Origin of the sequence: Alcanivorax quisquiliarum, assembly GCF_023051175.1 — a bacterium.
GTDB lineage: Bacteria > Pseudomonadota > Gammaproteobacteria > Pseudomonadales > Alcanivoracaceae > Isoalcanivorax > Isoalcanivorax quisquiliarum.
Genome location: NZ_JALKII010000005.1, coordinates 232,466 through 251,765, shown reverse-complemented (window position 1 = coordinate 251,765; position 19,300 = coordinate 232,466). Strand labels below are relative to the sequence as shown.

General features: G+C 61.6%; 14 protein-coding genes and 1 pseudogene. 1 reads left to right on the top strand and 14 read right to left on the bottom strand.

Annotated features, from left to right (window positions below):
• From MU846_RS09595 to MU846_RS09575, 5 genes and pseudogenes are all read right to left on the bottom strand, one after another.
• Window positions 1-209, bottom strand: a pseudogene (locus tag MU846_RS09595) (hypothetical protein); the annotation flags it as partial.
• A 201-nt stretch (window positions 210-410) separates the two neighbouring features.
• Window positions 411-1,364 (bottom strand): Nudix family hydrolase, encoded by a 954-nt coding sequence (locus MU846_RS09590; RefSeq protein WP_246952088.1) that lies wholly within the window; start codon window positions 1,362-1,364, stop codon window positions 411-413.
• Window positions 1,365-1,593: 229 nt separating this feature from the next.
• A complete protein-coding gene (gene argJ / locus MU846_RS09585) occupies window positions 1,594-2,793 on the bottom strand; it encodes a bifunctional glutamate N-acetyltransferase/amino-acid acetyltransferase ArgJ (RefSeq protein WP_246952086.1) in 1,200 nt (399 codons plus the stop codon).
• A 713-nt stretch (window positions 2,794-3,506) separates the two neighbouring features.
• The gene (secA, locus tag MU846_RS09580; protein ID WP_246952083.1) at window positions 3,507-6,242 is read right to left on the bottom strand and encodes a preprotein translocase subunit SecA; all 2,736 of its coding nucleotides are present in this window, start codon (window positions 6,240-6,242) and stop codon (window positions 3,507-3,509) included.
• A gap of 251 nt (window positions 6,243-6,493) precedes the next feature.
• On the bottom strand, window positions 6,494-7,426 hold the full coding sequence (locus MU846_RS09575) for a M23 family metallopeptidase (protein WP_246952081.1): 933 nt from the start codon (window positions 7,424-7,426) through the stop codon (window positions 6,494-6,496).
• Between the two features lie 105 nt (window positions 7,427-7,531).
• Here MU846_RS09575 and MU846_RS09570 point away from each other — a divergent pair, with 105 nt between their 5' ends.
• Window positions 7,532-7,972, top strand: coding sequence for a DciA family protein (locus tag MU846_RS09570; RefSeq protein WP_246952079.1), 441 nt, complete (start codon window positions 7,532-7,534; stop codon window positions 7,970-7,972).
• 911 nt (window positions 7,973-8,883) lie between these two features.
• Here MU846_RS09570 and lpxC read toward each other — a convergent pair.
• The 9 genes from lpxC to murD form a co-directional block, all read right to left on the bottom strand.
• Window positions 8,884-9,798 carry a UDP-3-O-acyl-N-acetylglucosamine deacetylase gene (lpxC, locus tag MU846_RS09565; RefSeq protein WP_246952077.1) on the bottom strand — a complete coding sequence of 305 codons (915 nt, stop codon included), beginning with the start codon at window positions 9,796-9,798 and terminating at the stop codon, window positions 8,884-8,886.
• A gap of 163 nt (window positions 9,799-9,961) precedes the next feature.
• Complete coding sequence (ftsZ, locus tag MU846_RS09560) at window positions 9,962-11,122, bottom strand: cell division protein FtsZ (protein WP_246952075.1); 1,161 nt, start codon at window positions 11,120-11,122, stop codon at window positions 9,962-9,964.
• Window positions 11,123-11,253: 131 nt separating this feature from the next.
• Window positions 11,254-12,489 (bottom strand): cell division protein FtsA, encoded by a 1,236-nt coding sequence (gene ftsA, locus MU846_RS09555; RefSeq protein WP_246952072.1) that lies wholly within the window; start codon window positions 12,487-12,489, stop codon window positions 11,254-11,256.
• A gap of 3 nt (window positions 12,490-12,492) precedes the next feature.
• Window positions 12,493-13,329: a cell division protein FtsQ/DivIB gene (locus MU846_RS09550; protein ID WP_246952070.1), complete on the bottom strand. Its 837-nt coding sequence runs from the start codon at window positions 13,327-13,329 to the stop codon at window positions 12,493-12,495.
• Complete coding sequence (locus MU846_RS09545; RefSeq protein ID WP_246952068.1) at window positions 13,322-14,254, bottom strand: D-alanine--D-alanine ligase; 933 nt, start codon at window positions 14,252-14,254, stop codon at window positions 13,322-13,324. Before MU846_RS09545 ends, MU846_RS09550 begins: the two co-directional genes overlap by 8 nt.
• The gene (gene murC, locus MU846_RS09540) at window positions 14,247-15,638 is read right to left on the bottom strand and encodes a UDP-N-acetylmuramate--L-alanine ligase (RefSeq protein ID WP_246952109.1); all 1,392 of its coding nucleotides are present in this window, start codon (window positions 15,636-15,638) and stop codon (window positions 14,247-14,249) included. Before murC ends, MU846_RS09545 begins: the two co-directional genes overlap by 8 nt.
• Before the next feature lie 49 nt (window positions 15,639-15,687).
• Window positions 15,688-16,803: an undecaprenyldiphospho-muramoylpentapeptide beta-N-acetylglucosaminyltransferase gene (gene murG / locus MU846_RS09535; protein ID WP_246952066.1), complete on the bottom strand. Its 1,116-nt coding sequence runs from the start codon at window positions 16,801-16,803 to the stop codon at window positions 15,688-15,690.
• Window positions 16,803-17,966, bottom strand: a complete 1,164-nt coding sequence (gene ftsW, locus MU846_RS09530; RefSeq protein WP_246952064.1) for a putative lipid II flippase FtsW — start codon at window positions 17,964-17,966, stop codon at window positions 16,803-16,805. Before ftsW ends, murG begins: the two co-directional genes overlap by 1 nt.
• On the bottom strand, window positions 17,956-19,284 hold the full coding sequence (murD, locus tag MU846_RS09525) for a UDP-N-acetylmuramoyl-L-alanine--D-glutamate ligase (RefSeq protein ID WP_246952061.1): 1,329 nt from the start codon (window positions 19,282-19,284) through the stop codon (window positions 17,956-17,958). The genes ftsW and murD overlap by 11 nt, the downstream gene beginning before the upstream one ends.
• Window positions 19,285-19,300 lie beyond the last annotated feature (16 nt).

Below are 19,300 nucleotides of genomic sequence, written 5' to 3'. Positions count from 1 at the left end.
CGCCGCCCGTCCGGCCATTCCAGCAGCAGCGGAATATCCAGCTCCAGGAATCGGTCACTGAGGCGATCCTTGAGCTGCTCTTCCCGGATCGGCGTGAACACCACCGCGTCGTCCAGCTTGGCGGCTTCCTCCGGCGCGAACAGTTCCAGCGCCTGACGCGGGTAATCCAGAATCAGATTCTTGAAATTCTGGTCGTGGCTTTGTGACATGGCGAGTCATCCCTGGCTCTGGTGAAGCTCCTGTTGAGAGGGATGATGGGGGCTGCCGGCAGGGTTGTCTGTCAGTGAATACAACCTCGGCTTGTAAGAGAACAATGACACGGCACAGGGGGTAAAAGCTTACCCGGCACGCTTGCGAGCCCAGAGGGGAGTGCGCCTGCAGGTTGTTATCCCACTCTGCAGCTGCTTCGTTTACCGGCGCCAGAAAGCGCGAATGCCGGCCACGCCACGAGCGCCGGCGGCGCGGGCTGCGCTCAGATCCTCCGGGGTGACGCCGCCCAGCGCATAGATCGGGATCGGCGTGCCTTCTGCCAGGGTCTGAAACTGTGCCCAGCCCATGCCCGGCTGCTCTGGGTGGGTCGGCGTCGCCTTGACGGGTGAGAGCACCGCCATATCTGCGCCCAGCGCCTGGGCATGGGCCAGTGACGGGGCGTCGTGGCACGCTACCGACACCCAGGGCAGCGGCGGCCGCTCCGTGCGGGCCAGTGCGCTCTGGTGGCGCAGATGGACGCCGTCAGCGCCGACGGCCTGCGCCAGCTCTGAATCGTCGGCAACGAGCGCCTGCGCACCGTGTGCGTGGCAGCATTGCACCAGCTCTCGCAGCTGCTGCTGATCGCTGACCCCGCGCAGATAGACCAGCGTGGCACCAGCCTGGATGCTGCGCGGCAAGGCATCATGCCAGTCGGTGGGTAACGGGCTCGGCAGGATCAGCCAGTGATCGGGCAGGGCCAGGCCACGCACCACCGGCTGGTTGGCTTCGGGAAAATCCAGTTCGCTCAAGGCGGCGGGCTCAAACCACTGCACCGGCTGCCCCTCCCGCCCGCTGGGCTGGCCGGCGAAAGCAGTGACCTCACGGAAGCACAGCCGCACGGACAACTCGGGGTAATCGTGTTGCACTGTCATGAAGGGCTGGCAGGCCAGAACCGACAGGCCAAGCTCTTCGTGCAATTCCCGCGCCAGCGCGTCGGCCAGCGATTCGCCCTGCTCCACCTTGCCGCCGGGGAACTCCCAACAGCCGCCTTTGTGCTTGTGCGCCGGGCGCTGGCTCAGGAGGATGCGACCATCAGGCCCGCGAATGATCGCGGCCACTACCAGTAAAGGGGCGCACGCTGATCGTGGCCGCTCATAGCTGTGATTGCCGCTCATGGTGTCGTCCGGCTTATGCTGCATTGTTGGCTAATGGTTGTGCGCCTTGCTCATGGCTGTGTTGCCTGTTAATAGCTGCCTCACCCTGCTTGTGGCCTGCTTACCCTGCCAAGAGCTAAATCGTCTTGGTTAGGGCTGTGCCTGTTCATGACCATGATCATGATCATGACCGTGCCGCTCTGCCGTTGGCCTTGGTGGTGCCGCCCTGTACGACGCGATAATGCCTCGCTCAGCTTCGGTACTCCGCATTGATGCGCACATAGTCGTAACTGAAATCACACGTCCAGACACAGGTTGCGGCGGTGCCGGCGCCGAGATCAACGCGGATCGTGATATCGCTTTTCGCCATCACCGCCGCGCCATGAGCCTCCTTGTAGTCGGGCGAAACGCCGCCATCGCGGACGATCTGCACCTCATCAAGCCACAGGTTTACGCGCGCAACGTCCAAGGTTGCAATCGGCGCTCGGCCTACGGCGGCGAGAATGCGGCCCCAGTTGGGATCAGATGCGAACAAGGCCGTTTTCACCAGCGGTGAATGCGCTACCGTCTCGGCGACGAGGCGGGCATCTTCCGCGCTTCCCGCGCCGCTGACTTCGACGGCGACAAATTTGGTAGCGCCCTCACCATCACGCACGATAGCGTGCGCCAGCTCTACAAAAACCTGCTCCAGCGCCTGGAACAGCGTCTGTGCATGGGGGCTCGCCGGGTCATCAAGCGTTTCGCCGGAGCGGCCGGTAGCGACCAGCATGCAAGCGTCGTTGGTCGAGGTATCACCGTCGATGGTAATGCGGTTGAACGAGCGATCTGCCAGCTCTTGCGTCCATTGTTCGATCAGCGGTTGCGCGATATCCGCATCGGTGGCAATAAACGCCAGCATGGTGGCCATGTTGGGTTTGATCATGCCAGCACCCTTGGCCATGCCGGTGACCGTGATCTCGTGCTCACCGAGGCGCACGCGGCGGCTGGCCAGTTTCGGCCGTGTGTCAGTGGTCATGATCCCTTCGGCCGCCTTGCCCCAGGCGTGCTCATCAAGCTCGGCCAGCGCCTGCGGCAAACCGCGCTGAAAAGGTGCCAGCTCGAACAGCTCGCCAATCACGCCAGTGGAATATGGCAACACTTGCTCCACCGGCACGCTCGCCAGCTCCGCCAGTGTCTCACAGCTGGCCAGGCAGCGGCGCATTCCCTCATCGCCTGTACCGGCGTTGGCATAACCGGTATTGATGAGCAGATAGCGCGGCACAGCTGCGGCCAGATGCTGCTGCGCCACTTGCACCGGTGCCGCAGAAAATCGGTTGAGGGTAAAAACCCCGGCTGTGCGGCTGCCCTCGGCCAGCTCCAGCACGACCAGATCGCGACGATTGGCTTTTTTGATACCTGCGGCCACGGCGGCAAGGCGCACGCCGGGAACCGGAAACCACTGACTTTGCATTCTGACTGCCCTTGCCGGTTGTGAAAGCACCGATTCCTCCTGAGGGAGGGCCTTACTCCCCTCCCCCTTGTGGGAGAGGGGCCGGGAGAGAGGGGTAGCCTCGGTGCCAGCAAGCTGGCTCTGAGGGGCGGGAAGTATGTAGCCCCCTCTCCCCAACCCCTCTCCCACAAGGGGAGAGGGGCTAAATCCTCTATATCCACTGTGCGCAGCCTACGGCTGTGCTGCGGTGTAGCGACTGGACTGCTCTTCCTTACCCTGTGAGGCGCTTGCCTGATGGGGAGCGGGCTCCCCTATGATTCCTGCTTTTTACTCCCCTCTCCCCTTGTGGGAGAGGGGCCGGGGGAGAGGGGTAGCCTCGGTGCCAGCAAGCTGGCTCTGAGGGGCGGGAAGTATGTAGCCCCCTCTCCCCAACCCCTTATTCGCTTCGCTCACCTCCGGGCCAGCCTGCGGCTGTTCTGCGCTGTGTTCGTCGCCCAAGGGGAAAGAGCAGGCTTTAAAAACCTGGTGCCTCAAGAGGATGTTGGCGTTCCGCTCTCGCAAAAGAAAGGCTTTTCAAAAAACAGGCGCCTCGCCGCTCTCTTTGGAGCCGCGACGCGCCGGTTCTTACCACAGCGAGGCTGTCGGCCGCCCGCTGGCCGCTCGTATCCGCTCTTTCCTCTCCGCATTCTCTGCGCCTTGCTCAACGTTGAGGCGCGGCAAAAGGCGCTATCTTATCAGGCGTCGAGGCGGCCATGGCAGTGCTTGTATTTTTTGCCCGACTCGCACCAGCATGGCTCGTTGCGACCCAGCTTGCGGCCTTCGCGTACGAAGGGCTGGGCTGCGGCCTCTCGCGCGGGCTGCGGCGGCGGTGCGCTGCCCTCGCCCAGTTGCGGTGCCTGCTGTGGGGTCTGGGTCTGCATCTGGCCGGCAAGGCGACGGGCTTCTTCGGCACGCTGCTGTTCAAGCCGCTCCACTTCGTCGTCGCGACGCAATTCCAGTGCGCTCAATACTCGAATCAGCTCATGCTGGATTTGCGACATCATTTCCTGGAACAGCTCGAACGCTTCGCGCTTGTATTCCTGCTTCGGGTTTTTCTGTGCATAACCACGCAGGTGAATGCCCTGGCGCAAGTGATCCATGCTGGCCAGGTGATCTTTCCAATGCCGATCCAGCACTTGCAGTACCAGGTGCTTCTCGACTTTGCGCAGCGAAATACCCAGTTCGGCGACTTGCGCTTCCTTTTCTGCGTAGGCCGCCTCCATGGTGGCGATAGTGCGTTCGATCACACCTTCGATATGCAAGCTGGTATCTTCTTCCAGCCATTTGCTCACCGGCGCCTGCACGTGATATTCGCTTTCGAGCACTCGCTCCAGGCCCTCGATATCCCACTGCTCTTCGATGGACGCCGGCGGCATGTAAGTGTGCACCACTTCCGTCATCACATCGCGGCGGATACCTCGTACGCTCTCGGAAAGGTCTTCCGACGCAAGGATCTCGTCGCGCTGATTGTAGATCACGCGGCGCTGGTCGTTGGATACGTCATCGTATTCCAGCAGGTTTTTACGGATATCGAAATTCCGTGCTTCAACCTTGCGCTGGGCATTTTCAATGGCTCGGGTGACCCAGCGGTGCTCGATGGCTTCGCCTTTCTCCAGCCCCAGTGAGCGCATCATGTTGCGGATGCGGTCGGAGGCGAAGATGCGCATCAGGTCATCTTCCATCGACAGATAGAAGCGGGTGTAACCCTGATCGCCCTGCCGGCCGGCCCGGCCACGCAGCTGGTTGTCGATCCGGCGGGATTCGTGCCGCTCGGTGCCGATGATGTGCAGGCCACCAGCGGCAAGTACCTTGTCGTGATCTTCCTGCCAGCGGGCGCGGACAGCTTCGATCTCGGCCTCGGTGGGATTGTCCAGTGCACGGATGGCTTCGTCAGGATTACCACCGAGCACGATATCGGTTCCGCGACCAGCCATGTTGGTAGCAATGGTCACCGCGCCGGGGCGGCCCGCCTGCGCAATGATCTCGGCTTCTTTGCGGTGAAACTTGGCGTTGAGCACCTGGTGGGGCACGCCTGCTTTTTTCAGGCGTTCCGACAGCAATTCCGATGCGGCGATGGTGGCAGTTCCCACCAGCACGGGCGCGCCTTTCTCCACGGCTTTTTTCACTTCCGCAACGATAGCGTCGTATTTTTCTTCCAGCGACAGGAATACCAGGTCATCGGCGTCGATACGGGCCATCTTGCGGTGTGTCGGGATCACCACCACATCAAGCCCGTAAATCTGACGAAATTCCGGTGCCTCGGTATCCGCCGTACCGGTCATGCCGGCCAGTTTGCGATACAGGCGGAAATAGTTCTGGAAGGTGGTGGATGCCAGCGTCTGGTTTTCCTGCTGGATTTGCAGTTTCTCTTTTGCTTCCACTGCCTGGTGGATACCTTCCGACCAGCGCCGGCCGGGCATGGTGCGGCCGGTGTGCTCGTCAACAATGACGATCTGGCCTTCCTGCACGATGTAGTCGCGATCACGGTGAAACAGCACATGGGCTTTCAGTGCCGCATGCACATGATGCAGCAGGCTCAGGCTCTGCGCGGAATACAGGCTTTCGCCCTGCTCCAGCAGGCCCGAGTCGGTCAGCAGTTGTTCGATCAGCTGGTGGCCATTTTCGGTCAACTCAACCTGCCGGGCTTTTTCATCGATGATGTAGTGGCCTTCCTTTTCCTCGCTATGAGGTTTCAGGCGCGGCATCAATTCATTGATACGTATGTACAGCTCGGAGCTGTCCGAGGCGGGCCCGGAAATAATCAGCGGCGTGCGGGCTTCGTCGATCAGGATGGAGTCGACTTCATCCACCAGCGCGTAGTTCAGGGGGCGTTGCACGCGGTCTTCCAGGCGGAAGGCCATGTTGTCACGCAGATAGTCGAAGCCGTATTCGTTATTGGTGCCGTAGGTGATGTCGGCATCGTAGGCGGCCTTCTTCACCTCTGGCGGTTGCTGCGACAGGATCACGCCCACCGACAAGCCGAGAAACTCATACAGCGGCCGCATCCAGTTCGCGTCACGCTCGGCGAGATAATCGTTCACGGTCACCACGTGGACGCCTTCGCCGGACAACGCATTGAGATAGACCGGCAGTGTCGCCGTGAGCGTCTTGCCCTCACCGGTGCGCATTTCGGCGATGCGGCCTTCATGCAGGGCGATACCGCCCATCAGCTGCACATCGAAATGGCGCATGCCCATCACTCGCGTGGCAGCTTCACGCACCACGGCAAACGCTTCCGGCAGCAACTCATCCAGCGAGCGGCCTTCCTGGTAAGCCTGCTTCAGCTCCGCAGTACGGCCCTGAAGGGTGGCATCGTCCACCTGCGTCAGGTCTTCTCCGAATGCATTGATCTCGTTGACGATGCGCTGCATGCGCTTGATTTCGCGTTCGTTCTTGCTTCCGAAGATGGACTTTACAATAGCTGAGAGCATGGAACTTCCGGTGTCTGTTCAAGTATTGGGCGCGCCAGTCAGGGCGCGGGCGGGCCATTCTACACCCTGCGCAATAAAACGGGGTGTCTGGCAACATGGGGCCATAAGACTACGGATCAAGGCGCACTCTGCCAAGCGCTGGCAGAATGACTTACCCGGGCGCTTGCGGTTATCGCGAACCTGCGTCCGGCAGCTGGCTGACTGGCGATCACGCTGGAACCAAGCCGCTACGCCCGTCCACCCGGCATACGTTAGCGACGGGCGCGCACGATATAGGGGGTCGGATCCACCTGCCGGCCGTTGCGCAGCACTTCATAATGCACATGCGGCCCGGTGGAACGGCCGGTCGAGCCGACTGTCGCAATCACATCACCCGCACGCACGATATCCCCCGCATTGACCAGCACTTCCTTCATGTGAGCATAGCGCGTAGCGATACCGTTGCCGTGATTCACTTCCACCAGATTACCGTAGCCCCAACGCTGGCCGGCAAACGTGACCACACCTGCGCCGGTCGCGATCACATCCGATCCTTCCTTGGCCGCAAAATCCACACCGCGGTGCATTGTCAGGCGGCCACTGAACGGATCGGTGCGCTGGCCGAATCGTGATGACAACCAGCCGCGCACAATCGGACGGCCGGAAAGCTCCGTTTTGGCGGCGATGCGGCGGTTATCCATCAGGCGCTCCAGAATCGAGAGCTGGTCTTCACGGCGATCCAGGGTGACGGCGAGATCAGTCAGAGCATCTGTAAAGGAGGGCGCGGTGTAAGCAAGGGAGCGTTCTTCGGGAAGTTCCGGGCCGCCGACGGCAGCCGGAGCGCTGAAATCGAACTCATCGCCGGGGATGCCGGCCAGGTCCACCAGCCGCTCGCCGAGCGCGTCGATGCGCATCAGGCGGGCCTGCAAATCCGCCAGACGCACGGTCAGCGCACGCAACTCTTCATCGGTGCGGCGATTGATATCGTTGAGCGCATCGCGCTGGGCCTCCAGCTCGCCCTGCCAGCGCGCCGTCATGCGTTGATCCAGCACCGGGTCGCCCCAGTGATACATGACGTAGTAAGCCCCCACTCCGGCCATGACCGGTATCACGAGCAGCACTGCGAGCAGCAGCGCGGGGAGTCGGCGTGGCAAACGAACGGCACGCGACTGGTGGCCGCGACTGTTGAGGACTATGATATTCATAAGTTCCGGTTGCTCTCTGCTCGGAAAGAAAACCCTGCAAATCAAAAGGTTAGGCTTTATTTAATGATTTGTTTACATTTTGTGCGGTTATACTAGGTAAATATCATGGCTAAGGCAATTGGCCCGCGCTCAATTAATGGCTTGCTGAACGCCAGCCGGAGCCTGGGGCAGCTGCGCCGCCGCGCCGCGGAATATCGCGCGCCCGCCGCTGTCACTTCCCGGGCACTCCCGCCAGCGCTGGCCGAGCGGGTGCACATCGTGCAGGAAGAGGGCCGGCTCTTGCTGATGGCCGACAACAATGCCGTCGCCCAGTTATTACGCTTTCATGCGCCACGCATTGCCCGCGAGCTGCAAGCCAGTGAATGGGACATCCGCATCAATCGCGATGCCGCGCTGCGCCCTGCCGTCGCCGCCGCTCCGGCAAGCTCCCAACCGGCCCGCACCCTGCCCGCTTCTGCTGCGGCCTGCCTACGGGAAGCGGCACAAGGGATCGACGACGAAGATTTGCGTGAAGCCTTGCTGAAACTGGCACACCTCGCAGACTGACCGCAGGCAAACACAAGAGTTCAGGGCTATCGCGGGAACAGCGCGGTGCCCGGCACGGGAAACAAAGCAGCGCCCGGTACGGAAAACAGCGCGCCGTTCAATACCGGAAATTGAGTGGCGCCTGATCTGACTACCCCACCGCGTAAAAGCCACCTTGACCAAGCTCGTGCGGTGAAAGCGGCCCGCCACTCTCCAGGCAGGAAATCTGGAGCCCCATTACGCACAGTGCCGCTTTCAGTCGCTACCGCGTCACCTGATTCAAAACGAAGCTGGCGATCGCTCGGCTACTTTTTGGCTGTAGTTTTTTTTGGAATTTAAAGAAGCGAAATGAAAGCAACATGACATGTAGCTCGCATCGTGCCGGCTGGAAGCTCGGCCCCCTCTCCCCCAACCCCTCTCCCACAAGGGGAGAGGGGAGCAAGAATTTCTTTATTTACCTTTCGAGCTAGCCCGTGGCTTTTCTGTGCTTCGCTTGTCCATGGAAGCAAACACACTGCCGCAGATTTTTCTTAAGCCCCTCTCCCCTTGTGGGAGAGGGGTTGGGGAGAGGGGGAAATTATGGCAGGGGAAATCTTCCTGTCACTTCATCCAAAACGAAACTGACCATTGCTCGGATATTTTTTAGCTGTGTATTTTTTTAATATTTAATGAAGCCAAGTGAAAGTAACATAGTATGTAGCTCGCATTGTGCCGGCTGGATGCTCGGCCCCCTCTCCCCCAACCCCTCTCCCACAAGGGGAGAGGGGGAAATCATGGCAGAAAATATTTTCGTGGCACTTGAAAATAACAAAGGCCTGGCGGGAGACCAGGCCTTTGTATTCAACGACGTTGACTGCTCTGCCTTTCCGTGGAGGCAGTGATCCGGCCAGGCGATCGCCGGGGCCAGGGCAACCCCTTCGATCGTCGTGCCGTTACTCGCTGGCGAGTACGGGTTTCATATAGGAAATCGGTGCGGTAGAGGCGTCCTCGAAGGTCACCACTTCCCAGGCATCAGTTTCCTTGATCAGTTTGCGCAGCAGCTGGTTGTTCAATGCGTGGCCGGATTTATGGCCGACGAATTCGCCGATCAGGCTGTAGCCCAGCAGATACAGATCACCGATGGCATCCAGCATCTTGTGTTTGACGAATTCGTCTTCGTAGCGCAGCCCGTCTTCGTTGAGGATGCGGAAATCATCCACCACGATGGCGTTATCCACGCTGCCGCCAAGCGCCAGGTTCTGCGAGCGCAGGTATTCGATATCCCGCATGAACCCGAAGGTGCGTGCACGCGCCACTTCCTTCACAAACGAGGTGGAGGAAAAGTCGATGCTCGCCATTTGTGAGCGGTTGGCAAACACAGGATGGTCGAACTCGATCGAAAAGCTGACTTTGAAGCCGTTGAACGGCACAAAGGTGGCTGACTTGTCACCCTCTTCGATCGAGACCTTGCGCTTGATGCGAATGAACTTTTTCGCCGCCGCCTGTTCCTGAATGCCTGCCGATTGCAGCAGAAACACGAAGGGGCCGGCGCTGCCGTCCATGATGGGCACTTCCGGCGCCGACAGCTCCACATAGGCATTGTCGATGCCCAGCCCGGCCATCGCCGAGAGCAGGTGCTCCACCGTGCCGACTTTCACGCCATCCTTGACGAGGGTGGACGACAAGGTGGTTTCGCCTACGTTTTCCGCGTTGGCCTCGATCTCGACTACCGGGTCGAGGTCCACGCGCCGGAAAATGATTCCGGCATCCACTGGCGCCGGGCGCACGGTGAGGTAGACCTTTTCACCCGTATGCAAGCCGATACCGGTCGCTCGGATGACGTTCTTCAGGGTTCGCTGTCTGATCATGGATCTGTCGCTATCTTGACGGCATCACACATGATACCGCGCTGCTGAACACAGAATAAGGGGGGGCGATCCTAACAGACCCACCTGTTCTGTACCATTATCCGTTTCGCCTTTCCGCAGGCCCGGTGGGCCGAAGCCCACCAATTGACCGGGCGGACGCTGATCAGTCCGCCTGGCGCCGCAGGAAGGTCGGGATATCGATGAAATCCAGATCCTCTGCCGAGTTCATCGCTGCCTGAGCGTTGCGCCGCGCTTCCGTCATCGGGTTTTTGCGACCGAATGCCGGGCGTTCCAGCTCGCCGTAATCCACACGACCGTCAGCGCGTACAGGAGTTTGATTGCCGCGAACAACTTTTAGTTCCTGTGCCGCGCCCAGCCCGGTGGCGACCACGGTAACGGTCAGCTCGTCATCCATATCGGGATCAATGGCGGTGCCGATGATCACGTTGGCGTCGTCGGAGGCCAGTTCCTGGATCACGTCACCGACCGTGGTGAACTCCTGCAACGAGATGGATTCGCTGGCGGTGATGTTGATCAGGATACCCCGTGCGCCGTGCAGATCGACATCTTCCAGCAGCGGGCTGGAGATGGCTGCGTTGGCAGCCGCTTCGGCCCGGCCTTCACCGCGGGCGGTGCCGGTGCCCATCATCGCCATGCCCATTTCACTCATTACGGTGCGTACGTCGGCGAAATCGACGTTGATCATACCCGGCTTGACGATCAGATCCGCGATCCCCTTCACAGCACCGAGCAGCACATCGTTGGCGGCCTTGAAGGCGTCCAGCAGGCTGGTGGAGCCGCCCAGTACCGCTTGCAGCTTCTCGTTGGGAATGGTGATCAGCGAATCCACGTGCTGGCGCAGCTCGTTCACGCCCTCTTCTGCGATTTTCAGACGCTTGCGGCCTTCGAACGGGAACGGCTTGGTCACTACCGCGACGGTCAGGATACCCAGCTCGCGAGCCACTTCGGCGACGATGGGCGCTGCACCGGTGCCGGTACCGCCGCCCATGCCGGCGGTCACGAACACCATGTCGGCGCCGTCCAGCAGCTCCGCCAGGCGCTCGCGATCTTCTATTGCCGATTGCCGGCCTATCTCCGGGTTGGCGCCCGCACCCAGACCTTTGGTGACCTGGCTGCCGAGCTGAATCACTGTGCGTGCCGAGGCGTTGCGCAGTGCTTGTGCATCGGTATTGGCGCAAATGAATTCCACGCCTTCGACGTTCGAGCGCACCATGTGGTCTACCGCGTTACCACCACCACCACCAACGCCCACTACTTTGATCACCGCACCATGCGGCACGCTGTCTTCCAGTTTGAATTGCATGATTGATCTCCCGTTTTGCATCCCTGTGTCGTTGAATCGTTCCAGCGTGGCCTCTGCCCCGCCAGGAACCTCGTTGCACGGCCGGCCCATGCCCGCCGTGCCAGCCGCATTGCGGCCGGGGCCTGATGGCCCTAAAAATTGCCCTTGAACCAGCTTTTCACTTTTTCCAGCCAGTCGATGCCGCCTTCCTGCGAATCGCGGCGGCCGCCCCGGCCTTCCTGTTCCATCCGCTGCCCGTACAGCAACAGCCCGACGGCGGTGGCGTAGATCGGATTGCGTACCACATCCGTCAGGCCGGCCACGCCCTGCGGCATGCCCAGCCGTACCGGCATGTGGAAGATTTCTTCTGCCAGCTCCAGCGCGCCTTCGATCTTTGCCGACCCACCGGTGAGCACGATGCCGCCGGGGATCAGATCTTCGAAGCCGCTGCGCCGCAGCTCTGCCTGAATCAGCGTGAACAGCTCGTCATAACGGGGCTCGACAACTTCGGCCAGGTTCTGGCGGCTGAGCGTGCGCGGCGGCCGATCACCCACGGAGGGCACCTTGATGGTTTCATCGGCGCCGGCCAGCTGGGTCAGCGCGCAGGCATATTTCATCTTGATTTCTTCGGCGTACTGTTTCGGCGTGCGCAGCGCCATAGCAATGTCATTGGTGACCTGATCGCCGGCGATAGGAATGTTCGCCGTGTGCCGGATCGCGCCTTCGGTAAAGATGGCGATGTCGGTGGTGCCGCCGCCGATATCCACCATGCACACACCCAGCTCGCGCTCGTCTTCGGTGAGCACGGCGTAACTGGACGCCAGTTGTTCAAGGATCATGTCCTCGACTTCAAGCCCACAACGGCGCACGCATTTTTCCACGTTCTGGGCGGCGTTCACGGCGCAAGTGACCAGATGCACTTTTGCTTCCAGGCGGACACCACTCATGCCCACCGGCTCGCGCACGCCTTCCTGGTTGTCCACTACATATTCCTGCGGCAGCACGTGCAGGGTGCGCTGGTCGGCGGGAATGGCCACCGCTTGAGCCGCGTCGATCACGCGATCGATATCGGCCGGCAACACTTCACGATCACGGATTGCGACGATGCCGTGGCTGTTCAGGCTGCGCACGTGGCTGCCGGCGATGCCACCATATACCGAATGAATCTGGCAGCCGGCCATCAACTCTGCTTCTTCAACGGCACGCTGGATCGAGCGCACGGTCGCTTCGATATCCACCACCACGCCTTTCTTCATGCCGCGTGACGGCTGCGAGCCGATACCGATGACCTCCATCGCACCGTCGGCGTTTACCTGGCCGACGATAGCCACCACTTTCGAGGTGCCGATATCGAGGCCAACGATCATACGGTCTGTGGAATTAGCCATGGTTCAGACTCTCTCATCAGGCTTGTTTTGCGGGGCAACAACATCGCCCCACGTCACCGCCATGCCATCGGCATAGCGAAGATCCACACGCACCAGGGCGCGTTGGTCTGCTTCCAGCGACGTGCGATAAAGCTGCACAAAGCGGCGCAGTTTATGTGCGTACTGATCGCGATCCACTACCAGCACGATTTCGTTATCCAGTGTCAGCTCTGCGGTCAGCCGGGCGTTCACGCCCACTGCGCGAATGCCCAGCCCGACGTCTTGCAGGATGCGGCTCATGCTGTGGTAGTAGCTCATCACCTCGGCAAGCCGCAGTGCCGGGCCGGAGAGCCGCGGCAAATTGTCGGTGTTGTACTTGTCCAGCGCCTGGAACGGTTCCCCGTCACGCGCGACCAGTGTTGTGTCATTCCATATTGCAACCGGCTCGCGTTCCTGCACTTTCAGGATCAGTTCACCCGGCCAGCGGCGGCGCACTTCGGTTTCTGCCACCCAGCTCAGATCGCTGACTTCCTGGTGCAGTCGCGCCAGCGGGACGGAAAAGAAATTCTCGCCGCGTACAAGCGCAGACAGTGCCAACTGCACTTCCTGCTGCCGGCGTGCATCTTTCACGCCTTCCACTTTCACCGCCTGCACCGGATAGCCATCCAGCACGCGTGGCAGATGCATGCCTGCCACCGCCACCATGCCCAGCGCCACGCTGGCAAGCAGCCACGGCAGCGCCTGCCCGAGCCGCGCTGCCACAGCACGCAGAGGCACTTTCGGCAGCCGCGCCCTGGCGGGCTTACGCGCAGGTTTGCGCACTGCGCCACGGGCGGGCTTGCGAAGCGGCCGGCTAGCCATCGGTGTGCTCCCTCGCGGAAAGCAGAATCTCCGCCACCAGTTCTTCGAAGGTCATGCCGGCGGCGCGTGCGGCCATCGGCACCAGTGAATGATCTGTCATGCCGGGCACGGTGTTGATTTCCAGCAGCTGGAAACGGCCATCGCTGTCCTGCATCACATCCACCCGGCCCCAGCCTTCCGCACCCACTTGCCGGAATGCTTGCAGGGCCAGTTCTTTCAGTTCGCCTTCCTGTTGTTCACTCAGGCCGCACGGGCACAGGTAACGAGTGGTATCGGCGCGGTACTTGGCATCAAAATCATAAAAACTGTTCGGCGTTTCCAGGCGTATCGCAGGCAGTGCGCGGTCATTGAGGATCGCCACGGTAAATTCCGGCCCGCTGACCCAGCGCTCCACCAGCACCGCATCGTCGTACTCGCGGGCGGCGCGGATGGCCTCGTCAAGTTCCTCGGCGTTATCCACTTTGCGCATGCCGATGGACGAGCCTTCACGTGCGGGCTTGATCATCAACGGGTAACCCAGCTCCGGCGGCTGCGCTGTGCCTGCCACGTAGAATTCCGGTGTAGGCAGCCCCGCACCGGCCCAAAGCAATTTGGTGCGCACTTTATCCATGCCGATTGCGGAGGCCATCACGCCGCTACCGGTATAGCGCACGCCGAGGTGCTCCAGCACGCCCTGGATCACGCCGTCTTCACCACCCCGGCCGTGCAGGGCGATGAACACCCGCTCAAAGCCCGTCAGTGTTTCCACCGTCACTTCGGCGGGATCGACAATCTCTGCCAGCACGCCCAGTGCGCGCAACGCCGCATGCACTTCGCGGCCACTATCCAGTGAAATTTCGCGCTCGGCCGAACGCCCGCCGGCCAGCACGGCTACCCGCCCGATACGCGCCAGTGCTTTTTTCAGTTGCGCCCGCGCATCAGTCATTGCGTACGCCTCCTGCGGCCAGTTGCCGCGCAATGGTGCCGACGTTACCAGCGCCCTGCGTGACCAGCAGATCGCCGTCCTGCAACAGTTTTTCCAGCAGTTCCGGCAGCTTGGCCGGGTCATCCACAAACACCGGGTCCACGCCGCCGCGCTGGCGAATACTGCGGCACAGGGCGCGGGCATCGGCGCCAGGAATCGGCTCTTCGCCGGCGCTGTACACATCCAGCATCAGCAGCACATCGACACCGGAAAGCACTTCGACAAAATCCTCATAAAGATCACGGGTGCGAGTGTAACGGTGCGGCTGAAACAACATCACCAGCCGCTTGCCCGGCCAGCCCACACGGATTGCGTCGATGGTGACTTCCACTTCCCGCGGATGGTGGCCGTAATCATCCACCAGCATGGCTGCGCCACCCTGGCAGGGATATTCGCCCAGCACATCGAAACGGCGGCCAACACCACGAAAGCGCTCCAGCCCGCGCACGATGGCAGCATCGTCGGCGCCTTCATCGGCGGCGACGGTCAACGCGGCCAGCGCGTTGAGCACGTTGTGCCGGCCCGGCAGATTAAGCGTGATCTCCAGCGGCTCATGGCCCTTGCGCAGCACGCGAAACCGGGAGCTCATGCCTTGCTGATCAAGAATTTCGGCACGCACATCGGCCAATTCGTCAAAGCCATAACGGATCACCTGGCGGTTGATACGCGGCAGCAGCTTGCGCACTACCGGATCATCCACGCACAGCACAGCCAGGCCGTAGAACGGCAGGTTGTGAAGGAAATCCACAAAGGTGTTTTCCAGCCGGCTGAAATCGCCGCCGTAGGTGTGCATATGATCGGCGCCAATATTGGTGACGATGGCTGACATCGGTTGCAGATGCAGAAACGACATATCCGACTCGTCGGCTTCTGCCACCAGATAGCGCCCTTGCCCCAGGCGCGCATTGGTGCCTGCGCTGGTGAGTCGGCCGCCGATGACAAAGGTCGGGTCCATCCCGGCTTCGGCCATGATCGAGGCGGTCATGGAAGTGGTCGTGGTCTTGCCGTGCGTGCCCGCCACTGCGATGCCATGGCGGAAGCGCATCAGCTCGGCCAGCATCTGCGCGCGCGGCACCACCGGTACTCGCCGTGCATGGGCGGCCAGCACCTCTTCGTTTTCCGCGCTGACCGCGCTGGAAGTGACGATCACGTCTGCATCCTGAATGTTCTCCGCCGCATGGCCAATCGCCACGCGCACGCCCAGCTCGCGCAGCCGCGCCAACACTGGGGATTCGCGCAGATCCGAGCCGCTGACGGTGTAGCCCTGGTTGCACAGCACCTCGGCGATGCCACACATCCCCACGCCGCCGATGCCGACAAAGTGAATATGGCGGATACGGCGCATGCCGGGCACCACATGCGCTACTTTTTCAATCTGATCGTGCTTGCCGTGATCAGCCACGCAGCACCTCCTCACAAATATCTGCCACCCGTGTTGCGCTGCCCGGCAGCGCCACAGCGTGGGCTCGAGTTGCCATTTCCAGCAGCGCGGAACGATCGCGCAGGCCGGCGAGTTTTTCCGCCAGCCCGCCTGCGTCCAGTGCCTGCTGCGGCAACAGCCGTGCGGCATTCCGCGCTGCCAGCCAGCTCGCGTTATGGGTCTGATGATCGTCTACGGCCGTGGGTAGCGGCACGAACAGCGCGGCCAGCCCTGCTACGGCCAGCTCGGACACTGTCGAGGCGCCGGCGCGACAGATCACCAGATCCGCCCAGCCATACGCGGCCGCCATGTCATCGATAAATTCTTCTACCGTTGCCGGCAGTGAAACCGCCTGATAAAGCGTTTCGGTTTGCGGCACCTGCCCGCGGCCAGCCTGGTGCCGCACCATTACCGGCTCATCACCGAACAGCCCGGCCAGCGCCGCCGGCAGCCGATTGTTCAGTGCCTGTGCTCCCTGGCTGCCACCGAGCACAAGAATGCGCAGCGGCCCTTCGCGTTCTGTGTAGCGCTCGGCCGGCGTCGGCAGCGCGGCAATAGCGTCGCGCACCGGGTTGCCGACAAATACCGCCTTGCTTTTGAATGCCCCATCGAAGCCGGCCAGCGTGCGTGTGGAAAAGCGGGCCAGCACGCGGTTGGTCAGGCCGGGAATCGCATTCTGTTCATGGATGACCAGCGGCACGCCGCACAGGCGCGCGGCAATGCCGCCAGGGCCGCTGGCAAAGCCGCCAAAGCCCAGCACCAGACGCGGCGACAGCGCATGTATTTTTTTGCGCGCTGCCAGCACGGCACGCAACAATTGCAGCGGCATTTGCAATTTGCGCCGCAACCCGCCGCCGCGCACGCCTTGCACGGCCAGCGTATGCAGCGGGTAGCCTGCCGCCGGCACCAGCCGATTTTCGATGCCATGCTCCGAGCCCAGCCAATGAATTTCGTAGCCGCGCTCGCGCAGCACATCAGCCACCGCCAGCGCCGGGAACACATGACCGCCTGTGCCACCTGCCATGATCAGGATAGTGCCCGCCGGAGTAGCGCCCGCCGGATGGGCGCCTGTTGGAACAGCGCTTGCCATTACCGCACCCTCCCGCGTTCGCGTTCTTCGTAACTGCGCAGTTCGGTGCCGGCGCGCAGCACGATGGCGATCATCGCCGCCGACACCAGCAGGCTGCTGCCACCTGATGAGACAAAAGGCAGCGTCAGGCCCTTGGTAGGCAACAGGCCCATATTGACGCCCAGGTTGATCAACGCCTGTGCGCTGAAAATCAGCGCAATGCCGTACACCAGTTGCGCATGATAAAACCAGCCGCGCTGTTCAAGCCGGCCACCTAGCAGGAAGACTCGCGTAATCACGAAAGCGAACAAGCCGATCAGCACCAGATTGCCCAGCAGGCCAAGCTCCTCGGCAAGCACGGCAAACACGAAATCCGTGTGCGCTTCCGGCAGGTAAAACAGTTTTTGCACGCTATTACCCAGGCCGACACCGAACCAATGACCGCGCCCGAAGGCGATCAGGCTTTGGGTGAGCTGATAGCCACTGCCGAACTGATCGGCCCACGGGTCCATGAACGACATCAGCCGCGCCACGCGGTAAGGCTGGGCAAACGCCACCACCGCTGCCAGCGCGACCACAACCAGGCACAGCAACAGGAATCGCCGAGTGGGCACGCCGGCCAGAAACAACATGCCCATGGCGGCGATGCCCAGTACCACCACGGCGCCAAAATCCGGCTGCAGAAGCAGCAGCACGGCCAACATGCCGAGCACACCAAGTGGCAGCAGAAACGCTTTCCAGGTGGTCTCAAGCACGGCGCGGCGCTGGGCAATATAACCGGCGAGATACATCACAAACCCCAGCTTGGCGAATTCGGATGGTTGCAAGGTAAAGCCACCCAGATTCACCCAGCGCAGTGAGCCGTTCACCTCACGCCCCAGACCCGGAATGAACAGCATGAGCAGCACCGCCACCGCTGCCGGCAACGCCAGAAAACGCAGCTTTTCCAGCAGCGCCAGCGGCACCAGCATGTAAAGCACAGTGCCGCCTGCCAGACCAAGCAGCAGGTAGATGCCGTGGCGAACAGCATAATGAAATGGTGCACCCAATCGTGTTTCGGCAATCTGCAAGGAGGCGGACGTCACCATCACCAGCCCGAGCAGTGACAACGCCAACGCACCGGCCAGCAGCGGCACGTCAAGCCGCTCCAGTGACGGACGCAGTACGTTCCACTCAAGCTTCACCAGCCACCTCCTGTGCCAGGCGGGTGAATTCGTCACCCCGAGCCACATAGCTGCTGAACATATCGAAGCTGGCGCACGCCGGGGACAGCAACACCGCATCGCCGGGCTGCGCCTGTGTAGCGGCTTGTTGTACCGCCTCGGCCATACTGCTTACACGCTGGCATTTCACGCCTGGCAATGCCGCTTCAAGCTGCGCTGCATCTTCGCCAAGCAACAGGGCTGTGCGCACATGGTTGCGGGCGGCCTCTACCAGCGGCGAAAAATCCTGCCCTTTGCCCTGGCCACCTGCGATCAACACGATTTTGCCGTCAATGGCAGGGCCAATGCCTGCCAGCGCCGCAAGAGTGGCGCCCACATTGGTGCCTTTGGAATCGTTGAACCATTTCACGCCGCCACGCTCGGCCACCAGCTGGCAGCGGTGCGCCAGGCCACGAAAAGTACGTGCCGCCTGAAGCGCTGGCTCGCGGGGAATTTGCAGTGCCTCAGCCATGGCCAGCGCGGCCAGCACGTTCAGGGCGTTATGGCGGCCAGGCAGGCACAATTCTGAAGTCGCCAGCAGCACTTCGCCCCGGCATCGCAGCACACCCTCGCTGGTATCCAATTGATAATCCGCTTGTTCGTGCTCACCGAAGGTGAGTTCGCGGGGCACGCTGCTCTGCGGGCGGGTGGCTTCGTCGTCGCGATTCCAGACAGCGATTTCACAGCCGTCGTAGACGCGTTGCTTGGCTGCAATGTAATCGGCCAGGCTGCGATAACGATCCATATGATCCTGGGAAATATTCAGGATCGTGGCGACCTGTGCATCCAGGCTGTAAGTGGTTTCAAGCTGAAAGCTCGAAAGTTCCAGCAAATAAAGCTGCGCATCGGCATCAAGCAGATCCAGCGCCGGGGTGCCCAGATTGCCGCCGGTCAGCGCGTTGCGCTGCGCGGCCTGCGCCATTTCACCCAGCAGCGTGGTCACGGTGCTTTTGGCGTTGGAGCCACTGATCGCCGCAATGGGCGCGCTGGCGGCACGGGCAAACAGCTCGATGTCGCCAATGACTTCCTTGCCGGCGGCTATTTGCCGGGCGATCTCGGGCGTGCTGAGAGCGATGCCGGGGCTGACCAGTAACCGCCGCGCCTGTTCCAGCCAGTCTTCCCGATAGCCGCCGGTATGCACCGGCACATCACGAAACTGCTTGCGCCACGCGTCCAGACCCGGCGGCTGGGCGCGGGTGTCCAGCGCCCGCACGGGCATGCCCTGTGCCGCCAGATAGCGCACACAGCTTTGCCCGGTGATGCCCAGCCCGATAATCAGATCGAACGCTTCTTTGCTCATCTACGCCGACGCCACT

What these genes read in the sequence shown, in the direction of transcription:
- murC (WP_246952109.1), bottom strand. Translation starts at nt 15,638, where the DNA reads ATGCGCCGTATCCGCCATATTCACTTTGTCGGCATCGGCGGCGTGGGG.
- argJ (WP_246952086.1), bottom strand. Translation starts at nt 2,793, where the DNA reads ATGCAAAGTCAGTGGTTTCCGGTTCCCGGCGTGCGCCTTGCCGCCGTG.
- ftsA (WP_246952072.1), bottom strand. Translation starts at nt 12,489, where the DNA reads ATGGCTAATTCCACAGACCGTATGATCGTTGGCCTCGATATCGGCACC.
- lpxC (WP_246952077.1), bottom strand. Translation starts at nt 9,798, where the DNA reads ATGATCAGACAGCGAACCCTGAAGAACGTCATCCGAGCGACCGGTATC.
- murG (WP_246952066.1), bottom strand. Translation starts at nt 16,803, where the DNA reads ATGGCAAGCGCTGTTCCAACAGGCGCCCATCCGGCGGGCGCTACTCCG.
- MU846_RS09575 (WP_246952081.1), bottom strand. Translation starts at nt 7,426, where the DNA reads ATGAATATCATAGTCCTCAACAGTCGCGGCCACCAGTCGCGTGCCGTT.
- MU846_RS09545 (WP_246952068.1), bottom strand. Translation starts at nt 14,254, where the DNA reads ATGACTGATGCGCGGGCGCAACTGAAAAAAGCACTGGCGCGTATCGGG.
- secA (WP_246952083.1), bottom strand. Translation starts at nt 6,242, where the DNA reads ATGCTCTCAGCTATTGTAAAGTCCATCTTCGGAAGCAAGAACGAACGC.
- ftsZ (WP_246952075.1), bottom strand. Translation starts at nt 11,122, where the DNA reads ATGCAATTCAAACTGGAAGACAGCGTGCCGCATGGTGCGGTGATCAAA.
- MU846_RS09550 (WP_246952070.1), bottom strand. Translation starts at nt 13,329, where the DNA reads ATGGCTAGCCGGCCGCTTCGCAAGCCCGCCCGTGGCGCAGTGCGCAAA.
- murD (WP_246952061.1), bottom strand. Translation starts at nt 19,284, where the DNA reads ATGAGCAAAGAAGCGTTCGATCTGATTATCGGGCTGGGCATCACCGGG.
- MU846_RS09570 (WP_246952079.1), top strand. Translation starts at nt 7,532, where the DNA reads ATGGCTAAGGCAATTGGCCCGCGCTCAATTAATGGCTTGCTGAACGCC.
- MU846_RS09590 (WP_246952088.1), bottom strand. Translation starts at nt 1,364, where the DNA reads ATGAGCGGCAATCACAGCTATGAGCGGCCACGATCAGCGTGCGCCCCT.